A 13,397-nucleotide genomic window follows, 5' to 3' on the forward strand; every position below is an offset into this window, starting at 1 on the left:
TTCGGCCTGGTCGGCGACCTGTTCCAGGTCGTGCCGGAGCTGCAGTCCAAGGTCTGATCCCGCAGCTGCGGGATCACTTGAGAAAAAGGCCGGCGTCATGCCGGCCTTTTTCGTTGCGGCGACGCCCGCTCGAGCAGTCGCTTGCACCCCGAGCGCTCCCCTTGGCTGTTCGCGGATGGCGTCAGCGCCGTTCCAGCCCGGGCAATGAATCGAGCAAAACAAAAGCCCCCGAAACCGGCAAGGTTGCGAGGGCTTCTTTTTATCCTGGTGGACGGTGAGGGTTTCGAACCCCCGACCCCCGCCGTGTGAAGGCGATGCTCTACCACTGAGCTAACCGTCCAAGGGGCCGGGATTTTAGTCGGCGCCCCCGGCAGCGTCAAACGTTTTCATGACGGACGATTGAGCCGCGGGGCATTCGTCGCTAGGCTGCGCGTCCGTTTGCTCTGCCAAGGATCCCCCATGAGTGCCGTGCGTCCGCTGATGCTGGCCATCCAGAACCGAGACCTCGACGCTGCGCGTGGTGCGCTTGAGCGCGATGCGTCGCAGGCCACTGAGCCGTTGCCGGGCGGCCTGTCGCCGCTGTTGTTTGCGCTGTACAACGGCGCCCGCGACATCGCCGAGCTGTTGGCGAACTTCCAGCCGATGGATCTGCACGAAGCGGCGGCGTTCGGCGACGCGCGCCGGGTCGCTGAGCTGGTGCTGGCCGATCCCGAGGCCATGCTGTCGTACAGCGTCGATGGCTGGACGCCGCTGCATCTGGCGGCCTTCATGGGCGCGCGGGACACCACACTGACGCTGATAGGCCTGGGCGCGCCGCTCGATGCGCCGTCGACCAACCCAATGGCGAACACGCCGATGCACGCGGCTATCGCCGGCGCCGCTGGCGAGAGCCTGGCGCCGTTGATGATCGCGTTGGGCGCTGACGTGCAATACGTCGGCGGCACGCAGGTCACGGCCCTGCACCTGGCGGCGTCGCGCGGCTTCGAGGGTCTGGTGCGGCTGCTGCTCGGCCGAGGCGCCGATCGCAGCGCGATCACCGAAGACGGCAAGAACGCCGCCGAGATCGCCCGCGAGCGCGGTCATCTGGCGACCGCGGCGATCCTCGACCTCGTCGATCACTGAGTCACAAGGCCGTGGACGCTGCCGCCCGCGACGAAGTGTTCATGCGCCATGCCCTGGCGCTGGCGCGGCGTGCGCGGCTGGCCGGTGAAGTGCCGGTCGGTGCGGTCGTGGTCCAAGACGATCGCATCGTCGGCGAGGGCTGGAACCGGCCGATCGGCACGCACGACCCGAGCGCCCATGCCGAAATGGTGGCGATGCGCGACGCCGCGCAGCGGCTCGGCAATTACCGGCTGGGCGGCACGACGCTGTACGTGACCCTGGAACCCTGCGTGATGTGCGCCGGCGCCATCATTCATGCCCGTGTCCAGCGTTTGGTATTCGGTGCGATGGACCCGAAGGCCGGTGCCGTGTCATCGGTTTACGACGTGATCGCCACGCCGCGGCTCAACCATCGCCTCGAATGGCAGGGCAAGGTTTGCGGCGACGATTGTGGCGCGTTGCTGCGCGACTTCTTCCGTGAGCGCCGGGCGGCGGCCAAGGCCGCCCGGCAGGCAACGGACCTCAACTCAGGCTGAGCCCGGCACGCGCCATCGCCGCGCCGACGTAGCGGAACATGTCGAGGTCCATGCCATGGGCCGCCATCGCCTCCGGCTGCTGCCGGTAGGCCTCGCCGATCTTGCGGTTGACTTCCGGGTCGCCACCGGTCGCCGCCTGTACCAGCGCGTGCCAGCGGCGCGCCAACGCCAGGACCGTCGGATCGTCGGCCGGTGTGCCGGCATCCATCGCCGCGCGCACCTGCGTGATCAGCACCGGCCATGCCTGCTCGGCCGCCGACACGGCGTCCTTGCCCATCGCTTCGGCGCGTTCCAGCATCGCCGCGCGCTGGGCGTCGCTCAAATCCACATTCAGTTGTTGCGTCATCGCAATATGCTCCAGTAGCTCATCGACATTGAGGGTCGATGCCGAATCGGCCTGGCGCTGTACGTTGCGCAGCACCTGCAGCATGCGATGCTTCTCCGTCAGCTCGGACTCCAGGCTCGCGAGCCGTTCGGCCAGCACCGTTCGTACCGGGAGTTCCCCCTGTGCCAGCAGTTGCCCGATCTGCGCCAGCGTGAAGCCGCTACGGCGCAGCAAGGCAATTTGCATCAGGCGCTGCAACGCCGCCGGCCCATACAGGCGGTAACCGGCCACGCTGTGCGTGCAGGGCTGCAGCAGGCCACGCTGCTCGTAAAGCCGCAGCGCCCGCGCACTGAGGCCCGTGCGACTGGCGATTTCGCCGATCTTCAGGAAATTCATCGCATCCACATCCGTTTCGACATCGGCACCAAGCGTCGAGCCTGCCGCTGGGTCAAGGTCAAGCCTCAGGCGGTTCAGCCTCTTGAAAGCGCTCACGCAGGACCCTAACAAGTCTGTGGCAACACCCACTTCCCTCGCCAGCGCGCCGCCGCGCGCCGGCGGTCCTCGCCGTATCAAGGAGCTCAAGATGACCGTCAAGGATGCCCTCGCCCGCCGCAAGGCCCCGCTCGAAACGCCGACTGGACTGTCGGCAGATGCTCGCAAGGAAATCTCGGCCGCGCTGACCGCCGCACTCGCCGATACCTTCGCGCTCTATCTGAAGACCAAGAACTTCCACTGGCACGTTTCGGGACCACATTTTCGCGACTACCACCTGTTGCTCGACGAGCAGGCCGCACAGATTCTGGCGATCACCGATCCGATGGCCGAGCGTGCGCGCAAACTCGGCGGCACGACGCTGCGCTCGACAGGTCACATCACGCGGCTGCAGCGGCTCGCCGACAACGACGCCGATTACGTCAGCCCGCTGGACATGCTCTCGGAATTGATTGAGGACAACCAGCAGCTCACCGAAAGCCTGCGCTCGCTGCACGACCTGTGCGACGAGCATCGTGACGTGGCCACGGCGAGCCTGATCGAAAACTGGATCGACGAGGCCGAACAGCGGGTCTGGTTCCTGTTCGAGGCCAGCCGTCCGTTGACCTCGTAGGCGATACTCCCAGCCCCGGACCGCTGTCGCGGTCCGGGGCTTCTTCTTTTGCGCAACCGGAGCAGTGCCCGATGACCGATCGCATCCTCGTCTTCTACGGCTCGTACCGCCACGACCGCATGGGCATCCGTCTCGCCGATTTCATCGTTGCCGGCCTGCGTGCGCGCGGCGCCGATGTCGAGCTGATCGACGCCAAGGCGGTCGGACTGCCGATGCTCGACCGCATGTACAAGGAATACGAACCGGGCAGCGCACCGCCGGCCATGGACGCGCTGGCGACGAAGATCAAGGCGGCCGACGCATTCGTGTTCGTCACCGGTGAGTACAACTGGGGCATGCAGCCGGGCCTGAAGAATCTCACCGACCATTTCCTCGAGGAGTGGTTCTGGCGGCCGGCGGCGATCGCCAGCTATTCGGCCGGCCGGCTCGCAGGCGTGCGCTCGGGCACCGCCTGGCACGGGACGCTCTCGGAAATGGGCATGGTGGTGATTTCCAGCGCGCTGGCAGTCGGGCCGATCGCGCAGACGCTGGATGCCGACGCGCAGCCGACCGGCGCCGCTGGCGAGTCGCTGAAAAAGGCGTTCGGCCGCTTCGCCGATGATCTGGCCTGGTGGACCGAAGCGACGAAAGCACAGCGCGCAAAAAAGGCGCCGCCGTACTAAAGCCCGGCGGCGCCTGCGTTTGAGCGCTTAACGATCAGGCGAAGCTGTCGATCGCGTCGTTGAAGGTCTTGCTCGGGCGCATCACGGCCGTCGCCTTATCGGCATCGGCCCAGAAGTAGCCGCCCAGATCGACCGGCTTGCCCTGCACGTCGGACAGTTCACCGATGATGGTCTTTTCCTTCTCGCCGAGCAGCTTAGCCAGCGGCGCAAACTTGGCGGCAAGCTCGGCATCCTCGGTCTGCGCAGCCAGCGCCTGCGCCCAGTACAGCGCCAGATAGAACTGGCTGCCGCGGTTGTCGAGCTGACCGGTCTTGCGCGACGGGCTCTTGTTGTTGTCAAGCAGCTTGCCGGTCGCCGCGTCCAGCGCCTCGGCGAGGATCTTGGCCTTGGCGTTGTCGTTCTTGATGCCGAGGTCTTCGAAGCTGACCGCCAGCGCCAGGAATTCGCCGAGCGAGTCCCAACGCAGGTGATTTTCCTCGACGAGCTGCTGCACATGCTTCGGGGCCGAGCCGCCGGCGCCCGTCTCGTACAGGCCGCCGCCGTTCATCAGCGGCACGATCGACAGCATCTTGGCGCTGGTACCGAGCTCCATGATCGGGAACAGGTCGGTCAGGTAGTCGCGCAGGATGTTGCCGGTCACCGAGATCGTGTCGAGGCCGCGGATCACGCGCTCCAACGTGTAACGCATGGCGCGCGTCTGCGACATGATCTTGATGTCGAGGCCGCTGGTGTCGTGATCCTTCAGATACAGCTCGACCTTCTTGATCAGCTCGTTCTCGTGCGGGCGATACGGGTCGAGCCAGAACACCGCCGGCATGCCGGACTGGCGCGAACGCGTGACGGCGAGCTTGACCCAATCGCGGATCGGCGCGTCCTTGACCTGGCACATGCGCCAGATATCGCCTTCCTCGACGTTCTGCGAGACCAGCACTTCACCGGTGGCGAGGTCGGTGATGTTGGCAACGCCGGCTTCCGGCATCTCGAAGGTCTTGTCGTGCGAGCCGTATTCCTCGGCCTTCTGCGCCATCAGGCCGACGTTGGGCACCGTGCCCATGGTGCGCGGATCAAAAGCACCGTGCCACTTACAGAAGTTGATCATCTCCTGGTAGATGCGCGCGAAGGTCGACTCCGGCATCACCGCCTTGACGTCGTGCAGCTTGCCGTCGGCGCCCCACATGCGGCCGCCGTCGCGAATCATCGCCGGCATCGATGCGTCGACGATCACGTCGTTCGGCGAATGGAAGTTGGTGATGCCCTTGGCCGAGTCCACCATCGCCAGCGCCGGACGATGCTCGTGGCAGGCATGCAGATCGCGAATGATCTCGTCGTGCTGCGAATCCGGCAGCGTCTTGATCTTCTCGTAGAGGTCGGCGATGCCATTGTTGACGTTGACGCCGAGCTCGTCGAACAACTTGCCGTGCTTCTCGAACGCGTCCTTGTAGTAGATCTTGACGCAGTGACCGAAGACGATCGGATGACTGACCTTCATCATCGTCGCCTTGACGTGCAGCGAGAACAGAATGCCGGCTTCGCGGCAATCCTCGAGCTGCTTTTCATAGAAGTCGCAGAGCGCCTTCTTGCTCATGAACATCGAGTCGATGACCTCGCCGTCGAGCAGCGCCACCTTCGGCTTGAGCACGATGGCCTTGCCGCTCTTGGTGATCAGCTCCATCTTCACGTCGCGCGCGCGGTCGAGCGTCATCGACTTTTCGCCGTGATAGAAGTCGCCGTGCTCCATGTGCGAGACGTGCGACTGCGACCACTGCTTCCACTCCGCCATCGAATGCGGGTGCTTGCGCGCGTAGTTCTTGACCGCGGCCGGCGCGCGGCGATCGGAGTTGCCTTCGCGCAGCACCGGATTGACGGCGCTGCCGAGCGCCTTGGAATAGCGCTGGCGGGCGTCCTTTTCCTCGTCGGTCTTCGGGTTTTCCGGGTAGTCCGGAAGATCGTAACCCTTGGACTGCAGTTCCTTGATGGCCTTGACCAGCTGACCGACCGACGCGCTGATGTTCGGCAGCTTGATGATGTTGGCGTCCGGCGTCAGCGTCAGCTTGCCGAGCTCGCCCAACGTATCCGGCACGCGCTGCTCTTCACTGAGACGGTCCGGGAACTGCGCGAGGATACGCGCCGCCAACGAGATGTCGCTGGTCTCGACGTTGATGCCGGCCGGCGCCGAAAACGCGCGGATGATCGGCAGGAACGATCGCGTCGCGAGCAACGGCGCCTCATCGGTCAGGGTGTAAATGATGGTGGGCTGCGAGTCGCTCATGCAGATCTCCTGAGAAGTGGGGTCTAGGCCCACGGCGACGTCAACGTCACCCGGGAGGATCTGGCCTTCCGGAGGTTTCCGTCCTGCTGGGGCTGACAGAATTCTTGGATTTGATTAGGAGCTGTGCCTCGGCTCGCGGGCGGCGCTATCGACACACCGCAAGCCTCGGGACGCCGCCCGCTATGCTACGCGTTTCACGCCGCCTACGGAAACTCCGTCGGGCTCGCAAGCGCCGCGCTGACAAAGCCTTCATGCATCATCGGCCAGCGCTGCAGTGCAGCATGTGGTGAAGTTGCGATACGGCGACAACGACCGGGCGATCCGCCATGTCGCGCCTTCTGTCGCATTCTGCACGGCTCGATCGGTCGCGGCTGCTATGGTCGCGAGCCACAAGCCTCGACGCAGCGCGCACCTTGATCGAACCCTGGCGTCGTCCCATGCGTCATCTGCGCGCCCTGCTGCCTGTCGCCGTCTGGCTCAGTGGGCTGCTGCTCAGCGGCGCCCCGCCATCGGCCTTCGCCGACGCACGCTGGAGCACGCTCGCACAGACCGTGTTTCACAACTACGGCCGCGAACAGGGCCTGCCGCATCCGGCCGTCACTGCGCTCGCGCAGGATCGCCAAGGCTTTCTGTGGATCGGCACACAAGGCGGCCTGGCGCGGTGGGACGGCTACCGCTTCCGCGCCTACAACAGCGATGCGAAGCAGCCATACAGCCTGCCCGACGACTGGATTCAGACCCTGCACGTCGATGCCGCCGGCACCCTTTGGGTCGGCGGCAGTGCCGGCGGCCTGGCGCGCTATGACGCCACACTGGACCGCTTCGACCCGATCACGCTCGGCGCGCCGGCGCGGCGTATCCACATCGGCGCGCTCGCCGACGACGGGCACGGCGGCCTGTGGATCGGCACCGACCGTGGTCTGCGCCATCTCGACGCGGCGCATCGCCTCACCCCCGCACCGTCGCTGCCACAAACCGCCTCGGTGCAAGCGCTGTTGCGCACCGCCGACGGCCGCCTGTGGGTCGGGACGGTCAACGGCCTGTGGTGGCGTGATGCCGCGTCGCCCGGCGCCTGGCGGCCGGTCGCGCTCGGCGGCGACGACAACGCCAGCGTCTCGGTGCTGCACGCCGACACCGACGGTCGTATCTGGGTCGGCACCCGGGACCGCGGCCTGTTCGTCATCGGGGCAGATGCCGACAGCGCACAGCCATTCGGCGGACGCTCGGCCCTGTCCGACAGCGCGATCTCGTCCATCTGCAATGCGCCGGACGGCATCTGGGTGGGCCTGCGTGGCGGCGGCATCATCGCCATCGACACACGCAGTAATGCGATCCGTGCGATCCGCCACGATCGCGCCCTCGCCAACAGCCTGGCGCATGACGATGTCTGGGCGCTGTTGCGCGACCGCGCCGGCTCGATCTGGGTCGGCGTCACCGGCGGGCTGAGCTATCACCCGAACGACACCGGCCTGATTTCCACGGTCTATGGCGCCGCGCTGCGCCCCGGCGGCCTCAGCGCCGCCGACGTGCAGGCCGTGCTCGGTACCGACGACGGTCAGGTCTGGCTCGGCTATCTCGACGGCGGCGCCGATATCGTCGACCCGGAAAGCGGACGCGTCCGTGCGCTGCATCCCGATGCCCGACACCCCGCAACCGCGCTGCCGGCCGAAACGGTGTTCGCGATGGCCGAAGGACCGCAGCAGCGCGTCTACCTCGGCACCCAGCGCGGCCTGTACGTCGCCGACCGTGATGGCAGCCGGCTGCACCGGCTGACCCTGCCGGGCCGCGACCCGCAGAGCGCGGTCGGCGCGCTCGCCTTCGACGCCGGCGTGCTGTGGGTCGGCGGCGAGCGCGATGGCGTCTGGGGCTACACGATCGACACCGCGGACGGCGGCGCGGATCAACTCGTGATGCACACCGCCGGGGCGACGGCGCTGTCCGACCCCGGCATCTGGGCCATCCGCCGCGGCGTCGGCAACGACCTCTGGATCGGCACCCGCGATGGCCTCGCGCGCCTCGACCTGGCCAGCCACGCGCTCGAACGCATCGATTTCGATCCGAAGGACGCCGCCGGCTTGCCGGCGCGCTTCGTCACCTGCCTGCTGCTCGATCGTCGCCACCGGCTGTGGGTCGGCACCTTCGGCGGCGGCATCGCCGTCATGACTGGCCGCGACCGCCAGGGCCGCCCACGCTTCCGCCACTTCGGGCTGCAGGACGGCCTGCCGCACCTCAACGTCGACAGCCTGCAAATGGACGGCGACGGCACCCTCTGGGCCGGCACCGACGACGGACTCGCACGCATCGATCCGGACACGCTGGCGGTGCGCGCGGTACGACGCGCCAGCGGTGCGGCGCTGGTCGACTACTTCGCCGGCGCCGCGGGCACTGACCGCGCTGGCGAAGCCCTGTTCGGCGCGATCGGCGGCCTGACCGTGGTGCGGCCCGGCGTCCTGCCGGTCTGGTCGTTCCAGGCACCGATCGCCATCACCGATCTGCGTGTCAGTGGCCACAGCGTGCCGGCCGGCCTGTTCAACGACAGCGCCGCGCATCCGCCACTGACGATCGCGCCGCACGACAAGCACCTGTCCGTCGAATTCGCTGCGCTCGACTTCAGCTCACCGACGCGCAACCGCTACGCCTACCGCCTCGAAGGGCTCGACGACGAGTGGACGCTCACCGACGCCGGCCACCGCCTGGCGGTCTACGCCAACCTCGCGCCCGGCGACTACCGACTGCAGATTCGCGGCTCGAACCGCGCCGGCACCTGGAACCCGCAGGTGTTGACGCTGCCGCTGCGTGTGCTGCCCGCCTGGTATCAGCGTTGGTGGTTCCGCGCGCTTGCCGTGCTGTTGGTCGTTGCCCTGCTGGCCGTCATCGTTCGTCAGCGCACCGCTTATCTGCGACGCCGGCAACGCCAGCTCGAACGGCAGATCGCCGAACGCACCGCCGACCTGCAGGCCGCGCACGACCGGCTCGTGCAGCTGGCCACCACCGACCCGTTGACCGGCTGCGCCAACCGTCGGCACTTCGTCGAGCGCGCGAACGAGCTGATCGCACTCAGCCGCCGTCACGGCACGCCGCTGAGCATGGCGATCATCGACCTCGACGGGTTCAAGCACCTCAACGACACCTATGGGCACCCCGCCGGCGACACGACGCTGACTCAGGTGGGCCGCACGATTCTCAAGCGCCTGCGCGGCACCGACGCCGCCGGCCGCATCGGCGGCGAGGAGTTCGCCGTGCTGATGCCGCATACCGACCAGGGCGGCGCCGCGCGTCTGACCGAAGCACTGCGCATCGCCGTCGCAGACCTGAGCGTCGACAGCGGCGGCGCTCGCTTGTGCACCACCGCCAGCATCGGCATTGCCACGCTGCGCGCCGGCGAATCGTTCGACGAGCTGTATGCCCGCGCCGACGCCGCACTGTATGAAGCCAAGCAGCGCGGTCGCAACCGCATCGCCCTCGCGCCATAACGCCGGACGCAGCCGGCGTGCCGTCTCAGACCTCGATCAGGCCGCGGTCAATCATGCTTCGCCCTGCCGAGACGATGGCCTCTCGCGAATCGCGTGGCAGCCATTCCAGCACGCGCCGCGCTTTTTCGTTGGAACTGTTCTTCGCGTAACCGAGATCCGGTACGAACGCCCGAATCTCCGGACGGAACAGCCCCATGGCGCGCATCACGAGGTCGGGAATCGCGCGCGTCGGCACGGCGCGCGCCGCATTGCCCAATTCGGCCCTGAGCACGGCACCGATTTCACGCATCGACAGCGCCGCGCCATTCGACAGCAAAAAGCGCTGCCCGGCCGCCTGCGGATGGCGCAAGGCCGCGACATGCGCATGGGCGACATCGCGGACATCGACGATCGGAATGTAGAGATTCGGCAAACCCGGCATCGCACCTTTGAGCATCCGCTGCACAATGTGATTGGCACCGGAAATGTCCTGACCCATGACCGGCCCCATCACGGCGACCGGCAGCATCGTCGTCAATTCCATCGCGCCACCTTCGCGGGCGACAAAGTCCCAGGCCGCGCGCTCGGCGAGCGTCTTGCTCTTGCCGTAAGCATCGACACCCGGGCCGTCGAGCCGCGTCCAGTCGTCGTCGGTGAAAACGTGCGTGCTATGCGGATAGCCCCAGCTCACGGCATGAAACGCCGAGGTCAGGACCACGCGCTTCACGCCGGCGTCGCGCGCCGCGCGCAGCACCCGCAAGCTGCCTTCGACGGCGGGACCGATCACCGCGCTCTCGTCAGGCACATGCCCCGGCAACACCGGCGACGCAACATGCAACACATAGTCGGCGCCAGCGACCACTTCCGCCCAGCCGTCGTCGCGCATCAAATCGGCGGTGGCAAAACTCAGGCGCTCGCCGTAGGCCATGCCCGCCGCCTCCAGCGCGCGGCGCGCCATCGTCGCCTTGTCCAGGGACCGAACCGTGGCGTGAACGAGATGGCCCTGCGCCAACAACTTCAGGATGCAGTGCCCGGCAATAAAGCCGGAGCCGCCGGTGACGACGACGCGCGGTTGACTCATGAACAGGCTCCTTTGGGGCTTAGGCGGCACAGCCTCGTTGCCGCTCGCGCCAGCGCAGCGGCGTCGTGCGTTCCCAGGTGCGGAACGCGCGCGTGAACGAGTTGGGTTCGACGAAGCCGAGCAACAGGGCGATCGCCACGGTGTCGAGTTCGGTATTGGCGAGCAGACGGCTCGCCGTCAGGCGCCGAACCTCCGCGAGTTGTTGCTGGAAATGGGTGCCCGATTCGTCGAGGCGGCGCTGCAGCGTGCGCCGGCTCAGATGCATCCGTCGTGCGACGGCGTCGACGCTGGGCGATCGGCCCTCGCTCAACTGACGTGCGATCGTCAGACGCAGTTCGCCCAGTAATCCGGAAAACCCGACGCCAGCCGCGAGTTGCTGCTCAAAGCGCTGCAAGACACGCGCAAACGCACCACCGTCGGCGGTGACGAATGGCACCTCGAGCGCGGCACGCTTGAACACCATCGCATCGTGCGTGGCACTGAAGACCACCGGACAGCCGAAGTGGCGTCTCAGCAGCGCTTCATCCATCGGCGCACGCGCGAGTTCTACGCGAATCGGCGCAACGGCACCGGCCGTGCCGACTCTCGCCAGTTCCGTCAGCGACGCCATGCAGGTATCGACCAGCAAGCGCGGCACCAGGCCGGTCGCCGCCAGCCAGCGATAACAGACCCGCACTTCATCACCGTTGGCTTCGACGTCGACGCGCTCGGGGCAGCTCAGCCGCTTGTAGCGCGACAGCGCCGCGAGGGCACCACGAAAGTCCGCCGCATGCAGCGCCACCGTCGCGGCGACGCCGTAACCCAGCGCGACACCGCCGGCGCCGAAGCGCAGGCCAGCGTCGCGGCCGTCAAATTCCGCCTCGGCCGCGGTCCACAGACGGAAGAAATCATCCGTGTCCCAACGGCTCGACAGCGGCACGCCGGCACGCGCGCACAACTGCTCGAGCGAAACATCGAGCGCAGCAAAAGCGGCGGGCGACACCGCAAACGTGTCCGGGGCGGTCATGCGGCGACGATAGGGCCACAGCGCGCGTCCAACAAATCCGATCGCGCCAAATTGCGCGGCGACGCTGTCGAGCCGCCCCGCGGGCGTCAAATCAAGCGCGGCACCGGCACCAACCAGGCCGCGCATCGTGCCGACGGCACCAACCGATCAGAACAGCGAAGTCCGTCCGCTCGCAATGGACGTATGGGCCTGACGTTCGATGATGCGCAGCGCGCCTGCTTGCGCCAGCGTCTTGCCGAAATCCGCGCTGGCGAGATGGCGGTCTAGCGATGCCCGGTCGCGCCACCCCTCCGCCAGGCGGAAGACGCCGGGCTCCGCAACGTCTTCGGCAATCGTGTAGTAGAGGCAACCGTCCTTGCCAACGGTTGCGGCAACCGAGGCCGCGGCAATCTCCCGGAACCTCACAACATCTTCTGGATGCAGCTTGTAGTGTCCTGTCAGCGCCAGAAACGCTTGGTCGTCACTCGTCATTTCAATCTCCGATGCCGGTTTCCTTGCAACCCGCTTTTTTTCAAACCGCGAGACGCGTCACGCGCGATTGCGGCGCAGCATCTCGCTCCGTCGTTGCGCTTCGGCCGTCTCAGGCGCCGGCGCGCAGATGGCTTGGATCGGGCGGTCCGTCGAAGAACAAGTACAGCGCGGTGATCAGGCCATCCTTCACGGTGATGACGTCGGTCCCCGCATAGGCCGGGGCCTGGCCCGGCTCGCCGGAAACCCAGCGAACCCGCCCCGCTTCACCGTGCAGCACATCCGGCTCGCCGATCGGCGTGTAGCGAAAGCTCGGATGCATCGCCCTGATCTTGCCGGCGATATCCGATATGGCTTGCCAGCCGCGGAAGACGCCGTGCGGTTCCACGAACACCGCATCCTTCGCATAGATGCGCTCGACGGTGGCCAGACGCGCGTTGTCGTCTCCCTCGCCGAACACGCGTTGCAGGTTCTCGTCGAGCAGTGTCAAAACGTCGTAGGACATATTCATTCTCCATTCGGCCGATTCATCAGATCTGGACCATGCCACCGTCAACGAACAGCTCGATGCCGTTCACGAAACTGGCATCGTCCGAAGCCAGGAACAGAACCGCCTTGGCGATTTCCTCGGGCTGGCCGATGCGGCCTGCCGGAATCAGCCCCGCCATGTGACGCTTCGCGTCCTCGGCCTGAGCGCCGCTACCGAAAAGCTCGTTGACACCGGCCGTATCGGTCAGCCCGGGGCTGATGGCGTTGACCCGGATGTGGCGATCCTTCAGATCAAGAATCCAGTTGCGCGCAAAATTCCGCACCGCGGCCTTGGTTGCCGAATACACGCTGAAAGCCGGCGTCCCGGAAATACTCGTCGTCGACGACGTCAGCACGACGGCCGCACCGTCACGCAACAGCGGCAAGGCCTTCTGCACCGTAAACAGCGTGCCTTTGACGTTGGTATCGAACGTCTGCTGGTAGTGCGCTTCGGTGATGGCGCCAAGCGGAGCAAATTCACCGCCGCCGGCGTTGGCGAAAACGACATCGATCTGCGAGTGCTGCTGCTGGACGGCGTCGTAGAGACGGTCGATGTCCGCAAGAACACTCATGTCAGCCTGGACACCCGTGACTTTGCCGCCGATCGTCTTGACGGCCGCATCCAGCGCCTCCTTGCGGCGGCCGGTGATGAAGACCGAAGCCCCGTTTTCCGAAAAAGCCTTCGCGGTGGCCAGGCCGATACCGCTGGTCCCGCCGGTCACGATCACCACCTTGTTCTCAAATTTGCGCGTCATGGTCTTGCTCCTGAGTTCCGGCTCGTTTGCCGTGGGAAAGATCATGAAAGTGGAACGATGAAGCAAATAGTCAGCAAATATGCTACTCATCGTTCCATATGGAGAACGA

12 protein-coding genes and 1 tRNA gene are annotated in these 13,397 nt (G+C 66.4%); 5 read left to right on the forward strand and 8 right to left on the reverse strand.

The window, feature by feature from the left end; genetic code table 11:
- Positions 1 to 265: 265 nt before the first annotated feature.
- Positions 266 to 340: transfer RNA gene (locus G7Y82_RS15880), tRNA-Val, on the reverse strand.
- A gap of 119 nt (positions 341 to 459) precedes the next feature.
- On the opposite strand from G7Y82_RS15880, the gene G7Y82_RS15885 reads away from it, so the two are divergent.
- Together G7Y82_RS15885 and tadA are read left to right on the forward strand one after the other, a co-directional pair.
- A complete protein-coding gene (locus tag G7Y82_RS15885; protein ID WP_168149127.1) occupies positions 460 to 1,122 on the forward strand; it encodes an ankyrin repeat domain-containing protein in 663 nt (220 codons plus the stop codon).
- Between the two features lie 41 nt (positions 1,123 to 1,163).
- The gene (tadA, locus tag G7Y82_RS15890) at positions 1,164 to 1,637 is read left to right on the forward strand and encodes a tRNA adenosine(34) deaminase TadA (protein ID WP_168149273.1); all 474 of its coding nucleotides are present in this window, start codon (positions 1,164 to 1,166) and stop codon (positions 1,635 to 1,637) included.
- On the opposite strand, the gene G7Y82_RS15895 is transcribed toward tadA, so the two are convergent.
- Positions 1,624 to 2,358, reverse strand: coding sequence for a MerR family transcriptional regulator (locus tag G7Y82_RS15895; RefSeq protein ID WP_168149128.1), 735 nt, complete (start codon positions 2,356 to 2,358; stop codon positions 1,624 to 1,626). The genes tadA and G7Y82_RS15895 overlap by 14 nt on opposite strands.
- Before the next feature lie 187 nt (positions 2,359 to 2,545).
- On the opposite strand from G7Y82_RS15895, the gene G7Y82_RS15900 reads away from it, so the two are divergent.
- Together G7Y82_RS15900 and G7Y82_RS15905 are read left to right on the forward strand one after the other, a co-directional pair.
- A complete protein-coding gene (locus G7Y82_RS15900) occupies positions 2,546 to 3,067 on the forward strand; it encodes a Dps family protein (RefSeq protein WP_168149129.1) in 522 nt (173 codons plus the stop codon).
- Between the two features lie 71 nt (positions 3,068 to 3,138).
- Positions 3,139 to 3,729: an NADPH-dependent FMN reductase gene (locus G7Y82_RS15905; protein WP_168149130.1), complete on the forward strand. Its 591-nt coding sequence runs from the start codon at positions 3,139 to 3,141 to the stop codon at positions 3,727 to 3,729.
- A gap of 34 nt (positions 3,730 to 3,763) precedes the next feature.
- Here the strand turns inward: G7Y82_RS15905 and G7Y82_RS15910 are convergent, their stop codons facing one another.
- Positions 3,764 to 5,998: an NADP-dependent isocitrate dehydrogenase gene (locus tag G7Y82_RS15910; RefSeq protein WP_168149131.1), complete on the reverse strand. Its 2,235-nt coding sequence runs from the start codon at positions 5,996 to 5,998 to the stop codon at positions 3,764 to 3,766.
- A gap of 437 nt (positions 5,999 to 6,435) precedes the next feature.
- Between G7Y82_RS15910 and G7Y82_RS15915 the strand changes: the two genes are divergently transcribed.
- Positions 6,436 to 9,471, forward strand: coding sequence for a ligand-binding sensor domain-containing diguanylate cyclase (locus tag G7Y82_RS15915; RefSeq protein ID WP_168149132.1), 3,036 nt, complete (start codon positions 6,436 to 6,438; stop codon positions 9,469 to 9,471).
- Positions 9,472 to 9,496: 25 nt separating this feature from the next.
- Here G7Y82_RS15915 and G7Y82_RS15920 read toward each other — a convergent pair whose 3' ends face one another.
- The 5 genes from G7Y82_RS15920 to G7Y82_RS15940 all read right to left on the reverse strand — a co-directional run bounded on the left by G7Y82_RS15920 (position 9,497) and on the right by G7Y82_RS15940 (position 13,288).
- Complete coding sequence (locus G7Y82_RS15920) at positions 9,497 to 10,531, reverse strand: SDR family oxidoreductase (RefSeq protein ID WP_168149133.1); 1,035 nt, start codon at positions 10,529 to 10,531, stop codon at positions 9,497 to 9,499.
- Positions 10,532 to 10,550: 19 nt separating this feature from the next.
- Positions 10,551 to 11,513: an AraC family transcriptional regulator gene (locus tag G7Y82_RS15925; RefSeq protein WP_168149134.1), complete on the reverse strand. Its 963-nt coding sequence runs from the start codon at positions 11,511 to 11,513 to the stop codon at positions 10,551 to 10,553.
- Between the two features lie 171 nt (positions 11,514 to 11,684).
- On the reverse strand, positions 11,685 to 12,008 hold the full coding sequence (locus G7Y82_RS15930; protein WP_168149135.1) for a putative quinol monooxygenase: 324 nt from the start codon (positions 12,006 to 12,008) through the stop codon (positions 11,685 to 11,687).
- Positions 12,009 to 12,117: 109 nt separating this feature from the next.
- The gene (locus G7Y82_RS15935; RefSeq protein WP_168149136.1) at positions 12,118 to 12,510 is read right to left on the reverse strand and encodes a nuclear transport factor 2 family protein; all 393 of its coding nucleotides are present in this window, start codon (positions 12,508 to 12,510) and stop codon (positions 12,118 to 12,120) included.
- Positions 12,511 to 12,535: 25 nt separating this feature from the next.
- A complete protein-coding gene (locus G7Y82_RS15940) occupies positions 12,536 to 13,288 on the reverse strand; it encodes an SDR family NAD(P)-dependent oxidoreductase (RefSeq protein WP_168149137.1) in 753 nt (250 codons plus the stop codon).
- Positions 13,289 to 13,397: the final 109 nt, after the last annotated feature.

Origin of the sequence: Solimonas marina (assembly GCF_012241385.1) — a bacterium.
Lineage (GTDB): Bacteria > Pseudomonadota > Gammaproteobacteria > Nevskiales > Nevskiaceae > Solimonas > Solimonas marina.

What these genes read in the sequence shown, in the direction of transcription:
- G7Y82_RS15920 (WP_168149133.1), bottom strand. Translation starts at nt 10,531, where the DNA reads ATGAGTCAACCGCGCGTCGTCGTCACCGGCGGCTCCGGCTTTATTGCC.
- G7Y82_RS15910 (WP_168149131.1), bottom strand. Translation starts at nt 5,998, where the DNA reads ATGAGCGACTCGCAGCCCACCATCATTTACACCCTGACCGATGAGGCG.
- G7Y82_RS15935 (WP_168149136.1), bottom strand. Translation starts at nt 12,510, where the DNA reads ATGTCCTACGACGTTTTGACACTGCTCGACGAGAACCTGCAACGCGTG.
- G7Y82_RS15900 (WP_168149129.1), top strand. Translation starts at nt 2,546, where the DNA reads ATGACCGTCAAGGATGCCCTCGCCCGCCGCAAGGCCCCGCTCGAAACG.
- G7Y82_RS15930 (WP_168149135.1), bottom strand. Translation starts at nt 12,008, where the DNA reads ATGACGAGTGACGACCAAGCGTTTCTGGCGCTGACAGGACACTACAAG.
- G7Y82_RS15895 (WP_168149128.1), bottom strand. Translation starts at nt 2,358, where the DNA reads ATGAATTTCCTGAAGATCGGCGAAATCGCCAGTCGCACGGGCCTCAGT.
- tadA (WP_168149273.1), top strand. Translation starts at nt 1,164, where the DNA reads ATGCGCCATGCCCTGGCGCTGGCGCGGCGTGCGCGGCTGGCCGGTGAA.
- G7Y82_RS15885 (WP_168149127.1), top strand. Translation starts at nt 460, where the DNA reads ATGAGTGCCGTGCGTCCGCTGATGCTGGCCATCCAGAACCGAGACCTC.
- G7Y82_RS15915 (WP_168149132.1), top strand. Translation starts at nt 6,436, where the DNA reads ATGCGTCATCTGCGCGCCCTGCTGCCTGTCGCCGTCTGGCTCAGTGGG.
- G7Y82_RS15940 (WP_168149137.1), bottom strand. Translation starts at nt 13,288, where the DNA reads ATGACGCGCAAATTTGAGAACAAGGTGGTGATCGTGACCGGCGGGACC.
- G7Y82_RS15905 (WP_168149130.1), top strand. Translation starts at nt 3,139, where the DNA reads ATGACCGATCGCATCCTCGTCTTCTACGGCTCGTACCGCCACGACCGC.